The organism is Thermoplasmata archaeon, from assembly GCA_035622275.1.
In the GTDB taxonomy this organism is placed as follows: Archaea; Thermoplasmatota; Thermoplasmata; order Lutacidiplasmatales; family UBA184; genus Lutacidiplasma.
On record DASPVQ010000001.1, the window covers coordinates 68,401 to 86,565 of the forward strand.

Annotated in this window: 20 protein-coding genes and 1 tRNA gene; 10 read left to right on the plus strand and 11 right to left on the minus strand. The window is 71.6% G+C overall.

The window, feature by feature from the left end; all coding sequences use genetic code 11:
- Nucleotides 1-3: 3 nt before the first annotated feature.
- The 3 genes from VEL82_00425 to VEL82_00435 are packed head-to-tail and all read left to right on the plus strand — an operon-like array spanning nucleotide 4 to nucleotide 1,792.
- Nucleotides 4-381 (plus strand): S6e family ribosomal protein, encoded by a 378-nt coding sequence (locus VEL82_00425; GenBank protein ID HXW66342.1) that lies wholly within the window; start codon nucleotides 4-6, stop codon nucleotides 379-381.
- Nucleotides 378-1,613, plus strand: coding sequence for a translation initiation factor IF-2 subunit gamma (locus VEL82_00430; protein ID HXW66343.1), 1,236 nt, complete (start codon nucleotides 378-380; stop codon nucleotides 1,611-1,613). The genes VEL82_00425 and VEL82_00430 overlap by 4 nt, the downstream gene beginning before the upstream one ends.
- Complete coding sequence (locus VEL82_00435; protein HXW66344.1) at nucleotides 1,610-1,792, plus strand: methytransferase partner Trm112; 183 nt, start codon at nucleotides 1,610-1,612, stop codon at nucleotides 1,790-1,792. The genes VEL82_00430 and VEL82_00435 overlap by 4 nt, the downstream gene beginning before the upstream one ends.
- Before the next feature lie 17 nt (nucleotides 1,793-1,809).
- Here VEL82_00435 and VEL82_00440 read toward each other — a convergent pair whose 3' ends face one another.
- Nucleotides 1,810-2,238: a hypothetical protein gene (locus VEL82_00440; GenBank protein ID HXW66345.1), complete on the minus strand. Its 429-nt coding sequence runs from the start codon at nucleotides 2,236-2,238 to the stop codon at nucleotides 1,810-1,812.
- 8 nt (nucleotides 2,239-2,246) lie between these two features.
- On the minus strand, nucleotides 2,247-2,876 hold the full coding sequence (locus VEL82_00445; GenBank protein ID HXW66346.1) for a cyclase family protein: 630 nt from the start codon (nucleotides 2,874-2,876) through the stop codon (nucleotides 2,247-2,249).
- A gap of 117 nt (nucleotides 2,877-2,993) precedes the next feature.
- On the opposite strand from VEL82_00445, the gene VEL82_00450 reads away from it, so the two are divergent.
- The 3 genes from VEL82_00450 to VEL82_00460 all read left to right on the plus strand — a co-directional run bounded on the left by VEL82_00450 (nucleotide 2,994) and on the right by VEL82_00460 (nucleotide 6,246).
- Nucleotides 2,994-4,313, plus strand: coding sequence for a S26 family signal peptidase (locus VEL82_00450; protein ID HXW66347.1), 1,320 nt, complete (start codon nucleotides 2,994-2,996; stop codon nucleotides 4,311-4,313).
- A 76-nt stretch (nucleotides 4,314-4,389) separates the two neighbouring features.
- The gene (gene prs, locus VEL82_00455; GenBank protein ID HXW66348.1) at nucleotides 4,390-5,265 is read left to right on the plus strand and encodes a ribose-phosphate diphosphokinase; all 876 of its coding nucleotides are present in this window, start codon (nucleotides 4,390-4,392) and stop codon (nucleotides 5,263-5,265) included.
- A 15-nt stretch (nucleotides 5,266-5,280) separates the two neighbouring features.
- The gene (locus tag VEL82_00460; protein ID HXW66349.1) at nucleotides 5,281-6,246 is read left to right on the plus strand and encodes a GNAT family N-acetyltransferase; all 966 of its coding nucleotides are present in this window, start codon (nucleotides 5,281-5,283) and stop codon (nucleotides 6,244-6,246) included.
- On the opposite strand, the gene VEL82_00465 is transcribed toward VEL82_00460, so the two are convergent.
- Nucleotides 6,195-7,562, minus strand: coding sequence for a hypothetical protein (locus VEL82_00465; GenBank protein ID HXW66350.1), 1,368 nt, complete (start codon nucleotides 7,560-7,562; stop codon nucleotides 6,195-6,197). The genes VEL82_00460 and VEL82_00465 overlap by 52 nt on opposite strands.
- Nucleotides 7,563-7,644: 82 nt before the next feature.
- Between VEL82_00465 and nadB the strand changes: the two genes are divergently transcribed.
- From nadB to VEL82_00485, 4 genes are all read left to right on the plus strand, one after another.
- Nucleotides 7,645-9,231, plus strand: coding sequence for an L-aspartate oxidase (gene nadB, locus VEL82_00470; protein HXW66351.1), 1,587 nt, complete (start codon nucleotides 7,645-7,647; stop codon nucleotides 9,229-9,231).
- Nucleotides 9,232-9,254: 23 nt separating this feature from the next.
- Nucleotides 9,255-10,409: an acyl-CoA dehydrogenase family protein gene (locus VEL82_00475; GenBank protein ID HXW66352.1), complete on the plus strand. Its 1,155-nt coding sequence runs from the start codon at nucleotides 9,255-9,257 to the stop codon at nucleotides 10,407-10,409.
- Between the two features lie 86 nt (nucleotides 10,410-10,495).
- Nucleotides 10,496-11,236, plus strand: a complete 741-nt coding sequence (locus VEL82_00480; GenBank protein ID HXW66353.1) for a hypothetical protein — start codon at nucleotides 10,496-10,498, stop codon at nucleotides 11,234-11,236.
- Between the two features lie 20 nt (nucleotides 11,237-11,256).
- Complete coding sequence (locus tag VEL82_00485; GenBank protein ID HXW66354.1) at nucleotides 11,257-12,030, plus strand: phosphopantothenate/pantothenate synthetase; 774 nt, start codon at nucleotides 11,257-11,259, stop codon at nucleotides 12,028-12,030.
- Here the strand turns inward: VEL82_00485 and VEL82_00490 are convergent.
- The 8 genes from VEL82_00490 to VEL82_00525 all read right to left on the minus strand — a co-directional run.
- Entirely contained in the window at nucleotides 11,981-12,475 is a 495-nt protein-coding gene (locus VEL82_00490) for a GAF domain-containing protein (GenBank protein HXW66355.1), read from the minus strand. The genes VEL82_00485 and VEL82_00490 overlap by 50 nt on opposite strands.
- Before the next feature lie 31 nt (nucleotides 12,476-12,506).
- Nucleotides 12,507-12,624: transfer RNA gene (locus tag VEL82_00495), tRNA-Ser, on the minus strand.
- A 59-nt stretch (nucleotides 12,625-12,683) separates the two neighbouring features.
- Nucleotides 12,684-12,923, minus strand: a complete 240-nt coding sequence (locus tag VEL82_00500) for a hypothetical protein (GenBank protein ID HXW66356.1) — start codon at nucleotides 12,921-12,923, stop codon at nucleotides 12,684-12,686.
- A gap of 85 nt (nucleotides 12,924-13,008) precedes the next feature.
- Nucleotides 13,009-13,755 (minus strand): ABC transporter permease, encoded by a 747-nt coding sequence (locus VEL82_00505; GenBank protein ID HXW66357.1) that lies wholly within the window; start codon nucleotides 13,753-13,755, stop codon nucleotides 13,009-13,011.
- The gene (locus tag VEL82_00510) at nucleotides 13,752-14,693 is read right to left on the minus strand and encodes an ABC transporter ATP-binding protein (GenBank protein HXW66358.1); all 942 of its coding nucleotides are present in this window, start codon (nucleotides 14,691-14,693) and stop codon (nucleotides 13,752-13,754) included. Before VEL82_00510 ends, VEL82_00505 begins: the two co-directional genes overlap by 4 nt.
- A gap of 50 nt (nucleotides 14,694-14,743) precedes the next feature.
- Nucleotides 14,744-15,811 carry a formate--phosphoribosylaminoimidazolecarboxamide ligase gene (locus tag VEL82_00515; GenBank protein ID HXW66359.1) on the minus strand — a complete coding sequence of 356 codons (1,068 nt, stop codon included), beginning with the start codon at nucleotides 15,809-15,811 and terminating at the stop codon, nucleotides 14,744-14,746.
- 54 nt (nucleotides 15,812-15,865) lie between these two features.
- Complete coding sequence (locus tag VEL82_00520) at nucleotides 15,866-17,071, minus strand: PD-(D/E)XK nuclease family protein (GenBank protein HXW66360.1); 1,206 nt, start codon at nucleotides 17,069-17,071, stop codon at nucleotides 15,866-15,868.
- A 60-nt stretch (nucleotides 17,072-17,131) separates the two neighbouring features.
- On the minus strand, nucleotides 17,132-18,165 hold a 1,034-nt coding region (locus VEL82_00525; protein HXW66361.1), incomplete at its 5' end, for a TFIIB-type zinc ribbon-containing protein.

An 18,165-nucleotide genomic window follows, 5' to 3' on the forward strand; every position in this document is an offset into this window, starting at 1 on the left:
GCCATGGTCGAGTACAAGCTCGTCATCTCGGACCGCGACCGGTCGATCGCCCGGACGGTCGGCGATCCCCAGGCGGCCGGCTTCCTGGGCAAGCGGATCGGGGAGTCGATCGGCGGCGAGCTGATCGGCGCAACGGGCTACACCTTTCGCATCACCGGGGGCACCGACAAGAGCGGCTTCCCGCTGCGGCCCGATCTTCCCGGCGCGCGTCAGACCCGGCTCTATGTCGGGGACGGATTCGGATTCCACGCCCCCCGCCACGGCATGCGCAAGCGACGAACGTTCCGCGGCAATACGGTCAGTGAGGACACGGTCCAGATCAACCTGATCGTGGAGCAGAAGGGCGGCAAGCCGCTCGCGGAGCTGTTCGCCGCGTCATGAAGGTCCCACGCCAGCCCGAGGTGAACATCGGCCTCGTCGGCCACGTCGACCACGGCAAGACGACGCTCACTCAGGCGCTGACGGGCGAGTGGACCGACCGCCACTCCGAGGAGCTCAAGCGCGGGATCTCGATCAAGCTCGGCTACGCGGACACCGCGTTCTACCGGTGCCCCAACGACCCTCCGCCGACCTGCTTCTCGACCCAGCCGACGTGCCCGAACTGTGGCGCGGAGGGCCAGTTCCTGCGCGCGGTCTCGTTCGTCGACGCGCCGGGGCACGAGACGCTGATGGAGACGATGCTGTCGGGCGCTGCCATCATGGACGGGGCGCTCCTCCTCGTCGCCGCGAACGAGAAGGTCCCCCAGCCGCAAACGCGCGAGCATCTCTACGCGCTCGACATCATCGGAGTGCGCAAGGTGGTGGTCGTCCAGAACAAGATCGACCTGGTCTCTTCCGAGGCGGCCGAGGAGAACCACCGCGAGACGGTCGACTTCCTCAAGTCGTCGCCGCTCGCGAACGCGCCCGTGGTTCCGGTCAGCGCCAACCACCGGGTGAACGTCGACGCGCTGATCGAGGCGATCGAGGCGACGATCCCGACTCCGCCCCGCGACCTCACGAAACCGCCCCTGATGTACGTGGCCCGCTCCTTCGACATCAATCGGCCCGGCACGCGGCCACGGGACCTGAAGGGCGGCGTGCTCGGCGGTTCGCTGCTCCAGGGCCGGATCGCCGTCGGGGAGGACATCGAGATCCGACCGGGCCCTTCGGGCGCGGCGAACGGCCAGTCCGAGTCGCTCACGACCACCGTCGCGTCGATCGTCTCCGGGGGCCAGGAGTGGCCGGAGCTCCGACCCGGTGGCCTCGCGGCGATCGGGACGGGCCTCGACCCGGCGCTCGCGAAAGCCGATGGCCTGACCGGCCGCCTTGTCGGCAGCGCCGGCACGCTGCCGCCGCTGACGCAGAAGATCCGCCTGAAGGCGACCCTGCTCGACCGGGTCCTCGGGGCGCAGCGGGAGATCAAGGTCGAAAAGATCCGTACGAGCGAGTTGCTCGCGATCACCGTCGGCACCACCGTCGCGAGCGGCAAGGTCACGAGCGCGCGGGGGGACGAGGTGGAGCTGGCGCTGAACCGCGCCGTGACCGTGTTCCCGGGGAGCCGGGTCGCGATCTCGCGCCGACTCAATGCCTGGCGGCTGATCGGTTACGGGATCGTGGAGGGCGGCGCGAAGTGAAGCCCGATCTGCTCGAGATCCTTCGCTGCCCGGTCTGCCGCGGCGAGCTCGGGCTGGTCACCCGGCGGACCGAGGGCGACGAGATCGTCGACGGCACGCTCACGTGCGCGCGGTGCCGCGTCGACTACCCGATCGCCGATGGGATCCCGGACCTGTTGCCACCGGACGAGCGCGACTGAGCGGATCGACCGCCCGCTCAGACCCCGAGCCGGTAGTAGTAGCCGGCGATGAGCACAAACCCCGCGATCGCAGCCGCGATCGCCGGGGCCACCCAGCGGATGGCTCCTCGGGAGCGGGCCTGGACCGATGCGCCGACCGAGACCAGCGGGATGGCGAAGGCGAGCCAGTAACCCGTGAGCACGGTCGTGTACAGCGCGAGCGCGGCGCGGTTGCCGTCGGGGTAGCGGAGGGCCAGCAGCGTCACGAGCGCGACGGAGCTCGCGAGGAATCCGAGGCTCACGCCGGCGGCGTCCAGGTATCCCTCGAACGCCCGGCGGCCGCGGGTCCGCAAGCGCAGCGCGAGGGCCAGCACGACGAACAGCGCGAGCGTGCCGACGAGCACGAAGAACCCCGGCGTCGCGAGCGGGAGCGGATTCGTCCCGGGGCCCGGCATCGGCAGATCCATGGGTCCGGCTACCGGGACGTCAGCAAGGCCCGCGCGGGGCCGCCATCCCCCCCGCGAAGGCGCAGGGGCAGGCACGCGAGCTCGTAGGCTCCGGGCGCGACCGACCCGAGGAGCAGGCCCTCGAGGATCAGCGCCCCGGACCCGAGGAGCGCGTGATGGACCGGAAAGCTCCCGGACGGATCCGACTCCACCGAGAGAGCGTCGATTCCCACGAGGCGGAGCCCACGCGCGGCCAGCGCTCGCGCCGCGCTCGGAGCCAGGGCGACGTAGTCCGGGAAGAACCGCAGCTCGTGCTGCCAGCGCGCCGAATTCGCGGTGCGAAACAGAACGCGCTCCGTTCCCGGAGGGATCGCGTCGACGTCGGCGGGCCCGACCTCTCGCGCCTCTTCGTCGACGGTCACCACGTGACAGCGACCGTTGAGCGCTCCGAGATCGATCGCGTCGATCGCCGGCGCGCCGGGGAGAAAGTGGCAGGGCGGATCGACGTGGGTCCCGGCGTGGGTGCCCAAGACGAGCCGGGAGACGTTGTAGGCATCGCCGCGCGCGATCGAGCGGTCGGGGGTGATCGAGTACTCCGGGTCGCCCGGGAACGACGGCATTCCGGCGAATAGGGGCATCGAGACGTCGATCCGGACCATCGGGGGGTCGCAGGTCGGGGGGTCGCCTTAACGGTTGGGTCCGTCGCGGTCCGCCGGCATCGGCCGGCGTTCGGGTCGAGCCGAAGGGTTAAGCGGACCTGCCGGCAGCGGAGCCCGATGTCCCGGGCCGACGACCCGGAGCTCGACGACGCGGACGAGCCGGAGGAGGATCGACGGCGGCGCCGTCGCGCGGCGCGGCATCCGCCGCCCCGCCGGACGCGGTCCGCGCGCCCGGTCCAGCGCTGGCGCGGGGGAGACGACGCGGAGGACGACGGGGAGGACGAGCTCGAGGCGCCCCGCACGCGTCGACGGTGGTTCTTCCGCGAGAAGACGCCGGTCTATTGGAGGGCGCGCGATTCGCTTTACTTCGAGCCGCTCGTCGCGGTCGCGATCATCGTGATCCTTCTCGTCGGGCTGTACGCCTACACCCAGAACTGGCCGCCGATCTATGTGGTCGAGTCCCAGAGCATGCAGCACGGCTCGACGGACATCCTCGGTGTGATCAACACGGGCGATCTCGTCCTGGCGCAGCGGGTCCCGACGAGCGCGATCACGCCCTACGTGACCGGGATGCGCACGGGCTACTCCACGTACGGAGAGTACGGCGACGTGCTGCTGTACTATCCGAACGGCGTCGGCCCGACGCCGATCATCCATCGAGCGATCCTGTTCCTACAATGGAATCCGGCCAACGGCGGCAGCTACAACGCGACGGATCTGTCCGGGCTCCCCTGCGGGACCGCGGCCGGGGCGTTCTACAACTCGTCCAGCCCGTACGGCGCCTGCTACGTCCACGACCTCACCGGTCCGCTCACGCTCTACCACGTCGGGTGGTCGGACGTTACCGTGTCGCTCGACCTCTCCCCGACGCTCCTGGGCGCCCACTCGGGCTTCGTCACCATGGGCGACTACAACTTCAACCGCCCTTGCACCCCGGGAGTGAACTGCGTCGGAGAGTCCGACCAGGGCTCCGGGCTGAGCGCGCTCGTGGAGCCGGGGTGGATCGTCGGCGTCGCCCGCGGGATGCTCCCCTGGTTCGGCGCCTTCAAGTTGCTCCTCGAGGGAAACGCGGCGGAGGTCCCGTCCCAGTCCTGGCAGTTCCTCGGACTGACGATCGTCGGGCTCATTCTGCTGGCCTTCGGGATCCACTACGCCCTGCGGGCCGAGGGTATCGAAGACCCCCGCCGTCGCCGGCAGGAAGAGGAGGAGGTCGAACGCGACGAACCGGAGGACGAGACGCCGCCGAGTCGTACGCGACGGTTCCTGCGGGGGCTGCGGGCCTGGCGCCGCCCGGAGGAGGACGAGGAGGACGCGGTCGACCCCAAGCCTCCGCGCGACACCGCGGCCCGCCGCTCGCCGAGCCGGGGCCGACCGGCGCCGCGCGTCCGCCGCGCGCGCGCCAAGCGCTCCGCCGACGATTCGGACGAAGACCTGTAGCGCCCGCCCCCGCCGGCTCCGGCGCCGGGCAAACCTTTAGTCCCTTTCTCCGTCCGTTTCGCCAGGGGCGCCGGGGATGCATGTCATCGGAGGTACCGCCTCCACCGCGCTCGCCGAGCGCATCTCCCGGGAGCTGAGCAACGCGCCCTTCGCGATCCCGTTCACCAAGCGATTCCCGGACGGCGAACTGTACGTCCGTGTCGGGGGCCGGCTCGAGGGAGAGGATGTCGTCGTCGTGCAGTCGACCCGGACCGACCAGGACCTGGTGGAGCTGCTGTTGCTCGAAGACGCGGTTCGCGAGGCCGGCGCGCGTCGCGTGTTCGTCGTCGTCCCGTACTTCGGCTACGCGCGGCAAGACCGCCGCTTCTTCCCCGGCGAGGCGGTCAGCGCGCGCGCGCTCTGCCGACACGTCGAGCTCGACGCCGACGTGGTCATCACCGTGGACCTGCACTCGAGCGCGACGCTCCACCAGTTCACGAAGCCTGCCTTCGAGGCCAGCGGCATCCCCGCGATCGCGCGCCTGTTGCGCGAGCGGCCGGTCGACCTATTGGTCTCTCCCGACCGGGGCGGGATCGATCGGGTGCGACGGATGGCCCAGATCCTGGACAAGCCGTGGCTCGCTCTGGAAAAAAAGCGCATCGACAGCGAGCACGTCGAGCTCTCCCTGCCCGGCGAGATCCCCGTGCCCCTCGGTGGGAAGCAGGTCGTGATCGTCGACGATGTGATCACGACAGGCGGGACGATCGTCGAGGCGGCGAAGCTGCTCAAGCGGCGCCAGGTCGCCGCCATCAGCGCCGCGTGCACCCACGGCCTCTTCCTGCGCGACGCGTTCGAGCGGATCAAGGCCGTGACGGACGACGTCTACTCGACCGACACGCTCGGCAACCCCGCCGAGAAGGCGTCGGTCGCTCCGGACATCGCTCAGATCCTGCTGCGGGAATCCGGCGGCTGAGCGGGCGGAGATCACATGGACGCTCCGCGAGCGACCCGCGGCGCTCCGGCGGAGGAGCTCCTGGAGCTCGTCCAGCTCGTGCGCCGCGAGCTGATCGTGCTCGAAGAGGGTCCGACGGGGGCGTGGGTCGAGGAGACCGCGCGCGACCTGCGCTCGGGCGCGAAGACCGGGCTCTACGTTCCGATCGCGGCCGGCGGAGGCCTCGCCTTTCGCTCCGACCGCGGCGGGGCCTCGTTCGCGCACGTGCACGTGGGCCCCGGCGCCGGGGCGCCGGAACGCGCGGAGGCGCTCGCCAGAGCGCTGATCGAGGGACTGCCGGCCGAGATCCGATCCGTGAGCCTCGGCTTCACCGGCCTCACGACCGACGACGAGGCGCCGATGCTGGTGCGGCTCGCCGGGCGCCCGGGCTCGACCGTGATCCGCCGATTTGCCATGGAGCGGAGTCTCGGGCCGACCGACGCGACACCCCTCCCGCCGGTCCCCGACGCGCTGCGGATGCTCCCGGCACGCGACGTGACGGTGGACGCCCTCGCCGACCTCGACCGACGGGCGTTCGAAGGCACGACCGACGAACTCCTCATCGGCTCGGAGCCCCTCTCCTACCGACGCGTCATCGAGGCGATCCTGGCCGGTGAGGTCGGCCGCTTTCTCGACGAGGCCTCGACCGCGCTCTACCGATCCGACCCGCCGCGCCTGCTCGGTGCGCTGCTCACCTGCGAGAAATCGCCGCGACACGCCTCGTTCCTCGACTTCATGGTCGAGCCGCATGCTCGACGTCGAGGCTACGGCCGGTATCTCTTGCATTGGGGCTTCCGCGCGCTCTGGGCGCTCGGCTACGAGCGGGTGCGGCTCTGGGTCAGCGAGAGCAACGTCGCCGCCCGGGGGTTGTACGACGCCGAGGGGTTTCGCGTGACCCACGAGACGACGATCTATCGCTGGGACCGACCGTCGGGGGCCGCACAGGCGCAGCCCGGTGCGTAGGGGCAGGTGCGGAACATCCAGTCCGGGCAGGGGAGCAGCCCCTGGGGCGAACGGGAGGCCAGCGCGTTCCCGAGCGAACGAAGTCGCTGCCGCCAGGTCCGAGCAAAGAGCGTCGGGACGGAGAACCGGACATCGGCGACCCGCAACTGCTCGGACGGGGAGGCGGCCCGTTCCCAGCCGAGGACGAGCCGACCGTGCGCTCGGCCGGTCGCGACCGCCCGCCATCCGAGCTCGAGTACGTACTGCGGTTGCTGATCGAGCAGCGACCGGATCTGGGGCGGATCCCCGCCGCGCAGGCTCCGCAGCAGGAACGGGTCCCCGCGGAATCCGAGCCCCAGCTCGGCAGGTTCGTCCGTGCGGGAGGGGACCAGCGACACCTCCCCTGGGGGACCGGACTCTAGCGCGCTGCGGAGGCGCTCGTACAGGTCCGGCGGCCGGCTCGGGTCCGGCCGGAACGGGACCATCGGCTCGGCAGCCACGGTGCGTTCGAAGTAGGCGCGCCTCGGGTAGAGGAGATCTCGAAAGCGAGCCACGAGCGGCCCCGACGCCGGAGGCGCCGCGCGGACCCGCTTCCCCCACGCCGCGCTGTCCTCGGGCGGTTCGGCGAGGACTCGGGCTCCGCCCTGCAGCGCGCCGGAGGCCTCCGGCTCCGTTCCCCGGCAGTCGCACACGTCGGCGTCCCGGAACTCGCAGCCCCGGTCGAACCACCGACATCGAGGAAGGCCACTCGGGCTTCGAACGCGCCAGGCGGTCCGGATCGCCGACACGCGCTGGGCCACCTCCCGCCACGTGGTCCCGAGGTCCGGAAACTCGACGTCGACCAAGGCGAAGTGGACGTCCGCGCCGGGATCGCCGTCCACGAGCAGGAGCCGACCCCGGGGCCGGCCCGCGAGCGCGGCGTAGACCGCCAGCTGTTCGATCTGCTCGGGTCGCTCCGTGGGCAGCTGCTCGCGCGCGACCGCCGCCCCGCTCGTCTTGATCTCGACGGGCAGCTGAGCGAGCAGGTCGATGCGGCCGACCACACCCGAGCGGCGGACCCGGGCCTCGAGCTCCCCCTCCGTAGCCAGCGCGAGGCCGATGCGTCGGTGCCAGGCCTTCCCGCGCTCGAGCCGCTCGGCACGCTCCGGCGAGGTCAGCACGGGAGAGATAGCGCGCCAGTAGGCGATCCGAGGCGCGATCAGCTCGGTGACCGAGACATCCCGCGGCGCTCCCGGCGGCGGCATCCGCGCGAGCAGGACGCCGGTCAGCCCGGGGTCCTCCCGGACCTCGACGCCCCGTCGCCAGTCCGGTTCGGACTCGGCTTCCGCGTCCGGCACGCGCCGTGCATCGTCCCAGGGTATACGAGGCCGCCCGTTCGTGCCGGCCGACTTTTAGCGGTCGGCGGCCATCGCCACGCGCGTGACCGAGGCCACCCGCCGACCGCTGATCATCGGGAGCGGGATCGCGGGCCTCTACGTGGCCCTGCGGTGCCACGAGCTTGGCCTGCGCCCGACCATCGTGACGAAGGCGCGGCTCGAGGAATCGAACACCCGATACGCCCAGGGTGGGATCGCGGCGGCGATCGGCCCGGACGACTCTCCGCGTCTCCACCTCGAGGACACGCTGCGGGCGGGCGCCGAGCTCGTCGACCGCCCCGCCGCCCGCATCCTCACGAGCGAGGCGCCCGCGCGGATCGCGGACCTGGTGCGCTACGGGGTGCCGTTCGATACCGTCGAGGGCCGCATCGCCCTGGGACGGGAGGCCGCCCACTCCCGGAACCGAACGCTCCATGCGGGCGGGGACGCGACCGGCCTGTCGATCGAGGAGGCGCTCAAGCGCCGGGTCGTCTCGGCCGGCATCGAGGCGCGCGAGCGGACCGTCCTGCGCGCGCTGCGCCCGGGCTCCCGCGACGGACCGGTCGCGGTCCTCTCGGACGCCGACGGGCGAGCGCTCGAGTTCGGAACGCCGGCGCCCGTGGTGCTCGCCACCGGCGGTGCGGGGAGCCTCTTTCGGCAGAGCTCCAACCCCTCGATCGCGACCGGCGAGGGGGTCGCGATCGCGTTCCGCGCGGGCGCACTGCTGACGGACATGGAGTTCGTCCAGTTCCACCCCACGGCGTTCTACCGGGCGGGGGCTCCCCGCTTCCTGATCACCGAGGCGCTCCGCGGAGAGGGCGCCGTCCTGCGCAACGAGGCCGGGGACCGGTTCATGGTGGCCGTCCACCCCGACGCGGAGCTGGCCCCCCGGGACATCGTGGCCCGGGCGATCGATCGCGAGATCCAACGCAGCGGGCACCCGTCGGTCTACCTCGACGCGACCGCCCTGCCCCGGGATCTGCTCTTCGCCCGGTTCCCGTCGGTCTGCCACTTCCTCGCCACCTACGGTCTCGACCCGTCCCGCGACATGGTGCCGGTGGGGCCGGTGGCGCACTACATGATCGGGGGCGTGGCGACGGACCTGGACGGACGGTCCTCTCTGCCCGGCCTCTACGCGTGCGGCGAAGTGGCGTCGACGGGTGTCCATGGCGCGAACCGGCTGGCCGGGAACTCGCTGCTCGAGGGGCTCGTCTTCGGCGAGCGGGTCGCGCGCCAATTGCTCCACCCGGCGGGTGGTGGCCCGAACCCGCCCCCACGCGTGATCGAGCTTGCGCTGCCCGCCGGGGCGGGCCAGCCCGAGGAGCCGGCAGAGTTCGAGACCGTGCGGGGCCTCCTGTGGGATGACGTCGGGATCGTGCGCTCGGGAGCCGGGCTCACGTCGGCGCGGGACCGCTTCGTGGACTTGGTCGAGCGGACCGGCCCCGCGGCGGCCGACGCGCCACCCGGACCGGTGGCGAACGCCGCGCTGACCGCGCTGCTCATCGCCCGGTCCGCGCTGCTGAGGACCGAGAGCCGCGGGGCCCACTACCGCTCCGACTGGCCCCGTCCGCGCGCCGCCTGGCGGCTTCACGTCGGGCTGCGCCGCGCGCGTGGCACGACCCGCGCGCGGGTGCGTTCGGACAATCGTTAAGCTCGCGGCGGAGTCGCCCCATCATGGACCTCGCGCTGTCCGACGAGGAGCGCGAGCTGCGGGACGCGACCCGCCGATTCGTCCGACGCGAGGTGTTGCCGATCGCGGACCGGATGGACCGGGAGGACTACTTTCCGCGCGATCTCTTCCGGCGGCTGGGCGAGGAGGGATTCCTCGGCATCACGATCCCGACCGACGCGGGGGGGCTCGGGCTGTCGTACCTCGCGCAGGCGCTCGTGCTGGAGGAGATCGCCCGGGCGAGTCCGGCGCTCGCGCTGAGCGTCGGCGCTCACTCGAACCTGTTCGGGGACAACCTTGGCCGCAACGGCACCCCGTCGCAGCGCGCCGAGTTCCTGCCCGCGGTCGCGTCGGGCGAGGCGATCGGAGCGCTCGCGCTGACGGAGCCAGGCGCGGGCTCGGACGCCACCTCGCTCCAGACGCGCGCCGAGCGCTCGGGCGACGGCTACGTTCTCACCGGCACGAAGCAGTTCATCACGAACGGTCCGGTGGCCGACACCCTCCTGGTCTACGCGAAGACGGCCCCGGAGCGGGGACCTCACGGCATATCGGCCTTCGTGGTCACGCGCGACGCTGCCGGATTCTCCGTCGCCAAGAGCCTGGACAAGATGGGGATGCGAGGCTCGCCGACCGGCGAGCTCTCCTTCGACCACTGCCGGGTCCCCGTCGAGCGTCGGGTCGGCGCGGAGAACGAGGGGGTCGCGATCATGATGGGGGGCCTCAACGTCGAGCGGGCGGTCCTCGCGTCGATCCCGATCGGCATCATGGCCGAGTGTCTCGATCGGTGCCTCGACTACGCGCGCCAGCGCGAGCAGTTCGGACAGAAGATCGGCCGGTTCGAGCTGATCCAGGCGAAGCTCGCGAACCTGTTCGCGGAGCTCGAGGCGTCCCGCCTGTTGCAGTACGCGGCGCTCGATGCCGTAAAGCGAGAGCCCCGGCGGATGGGGCCGGCCGCCGCCGCGCTCACCTTCGCCTCGGAGGCCTCGACTCGGGCGGCCCTCGACGCGATCCAGATCCACGGCGGCTACGGCTACATGCGGGATCTGCCGCTGGAGCGGCTCGCGCGCGACGCCAAGCTGCTCGAGATCGGCGCGGGGACCTCCGAGATCCGACGGCTCCTGCTGGCCCGCGAGCTTCTCGGACCGGGCTTCGGCGACTGACGGGCCGGCCGCTCGACCGGGCGCGGCCGAGCCCTCGCGTGTCGGCCGGCCAATGTATATAGGTCGGGGGGGCCCTCTCGCGCACGATGGCCGGTCGGCCGACCTCGCCCCCGGGCGGCACGTCGTCGTTGCGGGTCGAGGTCCTGAAGGAACTCCAGAGCCTGATCGACGACCGGGAGGTCCGCGACCGGCTCGATCGTGGTCCGATCGGCGAGACGAAGGGCCGCGAGCACTGGGTACTGCACCTGTTGCTCCGGGGCCAGGAGGCGATGCAGGCCCACGTCGACCTCCTCGTCGGGACCGCGTACTCGAACCTCCTCGCCCGGCTCCAGTCCGTCGAGGACCGGCTGCAGCGCGTTGAGACCGTCGAGCAGAGCCTCGGCGACGAGATGAAGACCCGGCTCGAGGGCGTCGAATCGACCCTCGTCGACCGGGTCACGAAGGAGGTCGGCTCGGGACTCGAGGCCGCGTCCTCCCGGCTCTCGGGAACCCTCGCCGCGAACCTCGACGAGCGGTGGAAACCGATCGGTCACTCGATCGAGTCGTTCTCGCAGGCCTCGGGCCAACTCACCAAGGATCTCTCCGACACCTACCGGGTCGCGACGCAGAGCCGACTTCTCCTCAACGAGAATGCCCGGCGGATGATCGATCTCGGGCGCGACATCGTCGCGCTCGAGGAGAGCCTAAAGCTCGCGCTCTCCAAGGTGATCGAGGACGGGCTCGCCCCGCTCGAGGAGCGGATCTCGGCGATCGAGGCTCGCCTCGTCAGCTCGACCGAGGGCCTCGCCGCGACGAACGGCCGCACCGACCCGCCAGTGAGCGAGTAGCCCCCCCGGGCGCCCCGGCGATGCCGCTGTCCCCCCGCCACCCCCGCTACCGCAGCCTGCGCGTGCGCGCCCGCCTCGCGCAGGCCGTGCGCGCCGGCCTCGTCGTCCCCGAGGGCCTGATCGCCCACGGGCGGGGCGAGGCGTTCGACTACCTGCTCGGCGAGCGCACGACGCCGAGCGCGCGCAGGGCGATCCGAGCCGCGGCGGGGTGGCTCCGGGCGGCCCGGCGGCCGATCCTGAGCGTGAACGGCAACGTCGCGGCGCTCGCGGCGGAGGAGGTCGCCCGACTCGCGCGCGCGCTTCCGGGTCTCGGCGTGGAAGTGAACCTGTTTCACCGGACCCCCGCCCGGGCGCGGGCGATCGCGCGCCGGCTGCGGGGCGCCGGCGTCCGAAAGGTCCTGGGCGTGCGTCCGACCGCCCGCATCCCCGGCCTGCCGTCGGACCGCGCCCTCGTCGACGCCACGGGCATCTTCGTCGCCGATGTCTGCCTGATACCGCTGGAGGACGGCGATCGCACGGAGGCGCTACGCGCGATCGGCAAGCGGGTCATCTCCATCGACCTGAACCCGCTCTCACGGACGAGCCGCGCGGCCGACCTTCCGATCGTCGACGAGCTCGTGCGGGCCCTCCGCCACCTGGCCGACGACCTGGTCCGGCCTCCGCCCGGGCGGACCCGCGCGCGGTTCCCGGCGTTCGATCGGCGCGCCGCCCTCGAGGCCGCCCTGCGAACGATCGAGCGGGGCCTCAGGAGTCGGGCGGCGGCTCGGCGGCCGCCCGCCCGACGGCGGCGCTGAGCTTAGCGGCGACGCGCTCGAGGAACGCGCGATCCGAACCGTCGTAGGCGCCCACCACCGCGCCGTCGATGTCGATCTCGCCGACCACGCGGCTACCGTCGCGGATCGGGACCACGATCTCGCTGCGGGTCTCCACGAAGCAGGCCAGGTAGTCCGGCGCGCTCCGCACGTCGTCGACGATCACCGTCCGGTCCTCCCGCGCGGCCTGGCCGCAGATGCCGCGCGCGAGCGGGATGCGCACATGCTCGGTCGGCGCCGGCCCGTCCCAGGCGTCCAGCACAAGGACGTCCGCGTCCAACCGATAGATCCCGACCCATCGGTAGTGGGGGAACTCCTCGGCGAGGAACCGGCAGACCTCGCGCAACGCGGCCCGCCCCGCGAGACGTCCGAGGATCGCGTCGACCTGGAGGAGCGCCGGCGTGACGGCGCGCGTCGGTACGCTCACGCGGCCCTGCCGACGCCCGGGCGGTGGGCAGCGCCGAGGGGGAGATTTTCCCCCGGGGCGGGTCGGCCGCACCCGGCGTTTGAACTCCCGAGGCGAAGATCGCCACGAGCTTTCCAGACTCGCGCCGTACCGGACTGAGCCACCTCGGCACGCCCTCCGCTCGAGGACGAGACTCGGCCGATAAGCTTAGCGGCGCCGACGTGCGCGCTCAACCGCCGAGCGCGAACCAGCCGCAGTTGGCGCAGCCCGCGGCCCGCGACTCGCCGGGGATCTCCGCGCCGCACTGCGGGCACGGCCGCGGGATCGGGACGGAGAGCGCCAGGCAGTCGAAGCAGCTGCCCTGACGGCGATCGTCGGGAAGGAGAACGAGATCCTTGCCGCAGAACACGCACTGGCTCAGTCGTTCCTCGGACGTTCCGGCGGGTCGGATGTCCGCGAACGAGAGCATCGGACCGCTCCACTTTCCGCCCGGTACATAAGTCCTCGCTGAACGCGAGCGGGCGACGGCGCGTCGGCGCGTGCCGGACGCTCCGTCACGGGTCCTTCCAGCGCGCTTTGAGCGCCGCGATGAGGAACAGCGCTGCCGTGAATCCGATCAGGACCGTCCAGTCGAGCGCGGCGGTACCGAACGGGAGCGGCTGGAGCCCGACCGCTCCCTGGACGAGCTCGGCGGCATAGGTCGTGGGGGAGAATCGCGCCGCGACCTGGGCCCAGCCGGGGAGGTAGGAGATCGGGTAGTACACCGGCGGCAGCACGGTGAGGACGAGCGAGAAGATCGGGCTGAACATCCAGGTCTCGCGGACGTCCTGGAAGTAGGTGGAGAGCGTGAACGCGAACGCGGTCGCGAACGCCCAGACGAGCAGCAGCACGCCGGTGAGGATCGCAACGCTCTCGACGGTCGCGTAGCCGAAGAGCACGAACATCGCGACGAAGACCGCGAGGCCCGGCAGCGAGTAGACGAGCTCGCTGATCGCGAGCCCGGCGACGTAGACCGGGGCTTCGACCGGCGACGCGACGACGACGTCCTGGAACTTGAGGTCGTGCCGGTAGTGGGTGAGGTCGGACTGCAGGCCCGTGCCGACCGACAGCATCGTCAGCACCATGCCGCCCATCAGGCCGTAGGCGAGGTCGGCGCCGCGCGAGACGATGTAGATGAAGAACAGGAACGACAGCGGGCTCGCGATCAGGCTGACGAGGTAGAGCGGCTGCGTGCGGATCGGGATCAGCCCGTTGATCCGGACGAGCGTCCCGAGAGATCGCAGCCGATTGCGCTCGCTCATGCCTCGGCCTCCGGCGGAGGGCCCTCCTCCTGGATCGAACGGCCGACCACCTCGAGGAAGATGTCCTCGAGGCTGACCGGTCCCATCGAGACGCGCTGGCCCCGCTCGAGCGCGACTCTGGCGAGCTCGCGCGCCTCGGGCTCCCGGGCGAAGACGAGCGCGCCGCCCTCGATCGCGGAGACGCGGCCGTAGCGCTCGAGCTCCTCGCGCGACGTGGCGCCCTGGATCGTGACGCGGAACGGAAAGCGCACGCGCGCGCGCAGGTCCTCCGGGCTCCCGGCGAGGACGAGCCGGCCCCGTTCGAAGAGCGCGAGCCGCGACGAGAGCTCTTCCGCCTCGTCCAGGTAGTGCGTCGTGAGCAGGATCGTGCGGTTCTCCCGGGTCGCGTGCCGGATCGCCGCCCACACCTCGCGCCGGGCGATCGGATCGAGCCCGGTCGTCGGCTCGTCCAGGAACAGGAGGTCGGCGTCGGAGGCGAGCACCATCGCGCAGAGCGTGCGCCGCCGCAGGCCGCCCGAGAGGCGGGCGACCGACCGTCGCCGATACTCCGAGAGCGACAGCTCGTCGAGCGCCTCCCGCGTGCGCCGGCGGGCCTCGACACGGTCGAGGCCGCGCAGCTTCAGGTAGAGGTAGATGACCTCCTCCACGTTGAGGAAGTAGAGCGGACGCGACTCCTGCGGCACGCAGGCGATCCGCGCGCGGATCGCGCGCTCGTCGGTCGTGACGTCGTGGCCGAGGACCTCGGCGCGTCCGCTCGTCAGCTCGAGTTGGGTCGCCGCGATCCGCAGGAAGGTGGTCTTGCCCGCCCCGTTCCGGCCGATGACCCCGAAGACCCTCCCGGTCGGGACCTCGAGTGTGAGCCCCTCGAGCGCCGGCGGCCCGGCGGCTGCCTGCGGGTAGACCTTGGACAGTCGGTCGGTGCGCACGGCGAGCGCCATCGGCCCCGCTCGAACTCCGTGCGGCTCTTAACGGCAGGTCCGGACCGGCGCTAGCTCAGGACCTCGGCCAGCCGACCGTCGGCCCGGGCGTTCCGGATCTCGCGCGCGATCCGCCGCCCCGTCGAGAGGCCCGGCTCGATCAGGTCGGAGTACGGGCTGCCCGAGATGAACAGGTTCGTGCCCGCGACGATCCGCGTCGAGATCTCGAAGACCTTGTACTCGAGGTCCTCCGTCATGATCCCCTCAATGCAGAACGGACCGACCATCCCCCCGAACAGCTCGATCGAGCGCTCGATGATGCGGGCCGCGACGTCGAACGCCCTCGGGAGGAGCGACTCGCGCAGGATCACGGGGACGTTGCCCGTGACCACGAACGTCGGACGGAGGCCGGCCTTCAATAGCTCCTCCTGTGCGCCCAGCTTGTAGAGCTCGTCGATGTTCGCTTCGTCCCGACGGTCCATGCCGAGCAGCTCGAGCGAGCCGCGGGAGAGCCGGTAGCCGTGGTGGACGATCGGCGAGTAGAAGAAATGCATGTAGTAGCGCGTGCCGAGCACGTACTCCTGGACGACGTGCGGGCCGGTCGGATGGAAGTCGGCGAGGGCGTCGCGGTTCTTGGCGAGGAAGAAGCCCTTCCCGCCCTTCGCTCCGTAGTACTTCACGATCACCGGCCCCTGGATCTCGGCCGGGTCCTCGTACAGCTTCGGCATCGCGACGCCGGCCGACTCCAGCCAGTCGCGCTCCTTGCGGCGGTCCGACTCCCAGCCAAGGACGGCGCGGTTCCCGAACACCGGCACGTCGAGGGCGGCGAACGCCTCGGGCCCCAGATACTCCACGAACGATCCGTGCGGGACCAGGATCGCCGCCTCGGCCCGCAGTCGCTCGACCACGCTCGGAAGGTCCTTGACCCGCGGTACCGACAGGAACCGGTCGGGTCGCGCGAGGGGGAACGCATCGTAGAAGCGCGGGGGCTCCCCGACGCAGATCCCGAGCGTCGGCAGCCCCTCCGCGCGCGCCCCGTGAAAGATCTGCAGCGACGAGTGCGAGCAGAGCGTCGCGACCGTCGGCGTCCGGCCCTCGAGGCAGGCGAGGCGCTCGGGCGAAGCGAGCGATGGCCCCATAGGGGTCAGTACCGAGCGACCGAGATAGCCCTTGCGCCGGCCGGAGCTTCGAAACTAGCGACCGGCCTCGCCCGACGCGCCTTCCAGGTCCCAGTACCAGCGGACCTGGCGCGAGCCCGTCTCGGCGACGCGCCTCCGCAGCTCCGGCTCGATCGACGCATCGCGGACGAGCCGACGGACCTCCTCCGGCCGCCCGGTCGGCAGGCGGGAGGCGAGCCCGGAGGCTTCGAGCGCCGGGCGGATCCCCTCGAGCGAGTACTGCCAGGTTTCCTCCCGCCGTCGGACCGCGACGGCGTGCGATCCGCTGAGCCGGTGGACGCCGAGCTCCTCCGCGGCGCGGTGGAGCGCCTCGGCCGCGTCGCGCAGCTCGAAGTCGAGCCGGTCCTGATCGCCCCGGAGCCGGTCGAGCCGGTCGACCAGCTCGCGCAGGCGGGCCTGGTCCGCGGCGGGCACGGTCCGAAACTCCGGGCACAGGGACCGGAAGTCGCAGCGGCTGCAGTGGCGACCCGGCGTCGGCTCGTAGGCCTGGGCCCGGATGCCGTCGCTTACGGTGCCGAGGCGGTCGTAGAGGCCCGTCAAGGACGGCCCGTCCCGTGGCGGCACCCGCAGCGGGGTCAGCGAGCGCAGGTGGTAGAGCGTGAGGCCGGCGACCGGCTCGGTGTAGTTGCGCTCGACCAGGACCTGGTAGAGCGAGAGCTGCTCCGAGTCGCGCGCATCCTCGGGCGAGAGATCGCGCGACGTCTTGTAGTCGAGCACCTCCAGCCCTCCGGACGGTGCGCGGTCGATCCGGTCGATGTAACCATGGATCGGGATCCCGTCCCACCGGGCCTCGAGATGCTCCTCGACGGCGACCGGACGCGGCGCTTCCTCGACCAGGCGGTCGTAGTACCGGCCGAGGAGGTCCTGGCCCAGCGCATGGTAGCGACCCTCCTCCTCCGGCGAGACGTACCCGTCGCTGGACCAGAGACGATCGTAGAGCGCGAGCATCGCGCGTCGTGTCATCGCCGGTCCGCCCGCGTCCCGCGGCCGGGCCTCCCACTCGTCGAGCGTGCGCTGCGACTCCGTAGCGCCGGCCCGGCGCGCCGCCGGCGCCACCAGCGGTCGCAGGAGCTCCTCGAGGACCGAGTGGACCACCCGTCCGAACGTGAAGTAGCCGCGCGGGGTCTCGGGCAGTCGGTCGACGTAGAGGAACTTCCAGCGCAGCGGGCACTCGAGGTAGGTGCGGTACGACGAGTAGCTCAACGGCCCGACGGCAGCCACAACGGACGAGCGGCCGGGAGGTTCAAGTGGTTTCCGGGGGCCGGCGCCCCCGGCGTGCGCCTAGTGGGCGCCGGCCGCCACGTCGAGCGCGAGCTTGTCGGTCGGCTCCGGCGTCAGGCTCGAGCGGGCCTGCGGGTTCGTCAGGTTCTTCGGCAGCCCGAGGAGGTCGAGGAGCTCCTTGTAGTGGTTGCGGATCGTCACGGGAGTGACGTTCGCGACCGCCGCGATCCGGTCCTGGCTGCGAGGCTCGCCCATCAGGTTCGACGCGATGTAGATGATCGTCGCCAGGATGCCGTTCGGCAGCACGCCGCTCGTGGAGTAGACCTGCTCGACCTGCTCGAGGAGCGAGAGCACCTTCTGGCGAACCTCCTTGGAGAGGTTCAGGTCCTGGGTGAACCGCACGAGGTAGTCGCGCGGCTCGACCGGCTTGAGACCCAGCTTGAGCTCCCGCGCGAGCAGGGTGTACGCTCGGCCGACCTCGATCTTCGTGGCCTTGGAATGCGCGATGATCTCCTTCATGGTCCGCGGCACGTGGCACTGGCGGCACGCCGCGTAGACGCTCGCCGCGACGAGCGCGACGATCTTCTTGCCGCGCGTCGCCTTGTGTTCGAGCGCGCGGCGGTAGATGTAGGTGGCCGACTCCTTGACCTCCCGCGAGAGGCCGAGAACTCCCGCGAGCCGGTTCAGCTCTCCGAGCGCGACCACGAGGTTGCGCTGGTGGGTCCGGGCCGCGCGCAGCCGATGATTGAGCTTGCGCAGATGGTAGAACTTGAGGGAGGTGTTGCGCGAGAGCGAGTTGCCCTGGAAGTCGCGTGTCGGAACTCCGATCTCGCTGAACAGGCCCTTGTCGGGCATCAGCGGCGAGATCACCGGTCCCCAACCCCGCGCCTCGCGGCCGGTATCTTCCTTCGAGCCGCGCTGGCCGCGGTCGCTGACGAGTGCGCTCGCGTCGACCACGAGTCCGCAGTCGGCGCAGACGATCTCGCCCCGGATGTCATCCCGGATGAGGTGAGTGGAACCGCAGTTCGGACAGACGTCCGAGCTCGGCGGCGAGACGGCCGGCGGGGAGGCCGTGGACGCGCTCGACGCGGCCG

What these genes read in the sequence shown, in the direction of transcription:
- VEL82_00425 (HXW66342.1), top strand. Translation starts at nt 4, where the DNA reads ATGGTCGAGTACAAGCTCGTCATCTCGGACCGCGACCGGTCGATCGCC.
- VEL82_00515 (HXW66359.1), bottom strand. Translation starts at nt 15,811, where the DNA reads ATGGGGCCATCGCTCGCTTCGCCCGAGCGCCTCGCCTGCCTCGAGGGC.
- VEL82_00440 (HXW66345.1), bottom strand. Translation starts at nt 2,238, where the DNA reads ATGGATCTGCCGATGCCGGGCCCCGGGACGAATCCGCTCCCGCTCGCG.
- VEL82_00475 (HXW66352.1), top strand. Translation starts at nt 9,255, where the DNA reads ATGGACCTCGCGCTGTCCGACGAGGAGCGCGAGCTGCGGGACGCGACC.
- VEL82_00500 (HXW66356.1), bottom strand. Translation starts at nt 12,923, where the DNA reads ATGCTCTCGTTCGCGGACATCCGACCCGCCGGAACGTCCGAGGAACGA.
- VEL82_00450 (HXW66347.1), top strand. Translation starts at nt 2,994, where the DNA reads ATGTCCCGGGCCGACGACCCGGAGCTCGACGACGCGGACGAGCCGGAG.
- VEL82_00430 (HXW66343.1), top strand. Translation starts at nt 378, where the DNA reads ATGAAGGTCCCACGCCAGCCCGAGGTGAACATCGGCCTCGTCGGCCAC.
- VEL82_00480 (HXW66353.1), top strand. Translation starts at nt 10,496, where the DNA reads ATGGCCGGTCGGCCGACCTCGCCCCCGGGCGGCACGTCGTCGTTGCGG.
- VEL82_00510 (HXW66358.1), bottom strand. Translation starts at nt 14,693, where the DNA reads ATGGCGCTCGCCGTGCGCACCGACCGACTGTCCAAGGTCTACCCGCAG.
- prs (HXW66348.1), top strand. Translation starts at nt 4,390, where the DNA reads ATGCATGTCATCGGAGGTACCGCCTCCACCGCGCTCGCCGAGCGCATC.
- VEL82_00460 (HXW66349.1), top strand. Translation starts at nt 5,281, where the DNA reads ATGGACGCTCCGCGAGCGACCCGCGGCGCTCCGGCGGAGGAGCTCCTG.
- VEL82_00445 (HXW66346.1), bottom strand. Translation starts at nt 2,876, where the DNA reads ATGGTCCGGATCGACGTCTCGATGCCCCTATTCGCCGGAATGCCGTCG.
- VEL82_00505 (HXW66357.1), bottom strand. Translation starts at nt 13,755, where the DNA reads ATGAGCGAGCGCAATCGGCTGCGATCTCTCGGGACGCTCGTCCGGATC.
- VEL82_00485 (HXW66354.1), top strand. Translation starts at nt 11,257, where the DNA reads ATGCCGCTGTCCCCCCGCCACCCCCGCTACCGCAGCCTGCGCGTGCGC.